Genomic DNA, 351 nt, shown 5'->3' on the forward strand with positions numbered 1-351 from the left:
TGCTGGCAATGACAGCCTTCACACTCATGACCCGACGTGGTATCTGCGAAATGCAGAACGTGGCCCCCGATGGCAAAGGCATTCGGCTGGAGCTAATCGGCTTCAGGGAAAATGAAACAATACCGGATACGCTTCATTGAAGAAGAAAGGGCGCAATGAGGTCAGCCTTCGCAACAAAGCGGCGGCAGAAAACCTGCCGCCGTGTTGCCCGTTAACGTTTAACTTCGTAGGCTAACGTTGCCACAAGCACTGTGTTTCCCTGCTGGAGCCGGAGTCCGCAAAGCGAATCCCTCACCATCCAGACAAAACACAGAATCGTCACACAGACGACGATTAACATCATTAAAAACG

The 351-nt window shown here is 51.9% G+C and carries 1 protein-coding gene; it reads right to left on the reverse strand.

Annotated features, from left to right (window positions below):
* Positions 1-211 precede the first annotated feature (211 nt).
* Positions 212-351: Hok/Gef family protein (locus RTW80_RS27960; protein ID WP_249440223.1), on the reverse strand; the 140-nt coding region annotated here is incomplete at its 5' end.

Source organism: Escherichia sp. AM3 (assembly GCF_032029835.1).
GTDB lineage: Bacteria > Pseudomonadota > Gammaproteobacteria > Enterobacterales > Enterobacteriaceae > Escherichia > Escherichia coli.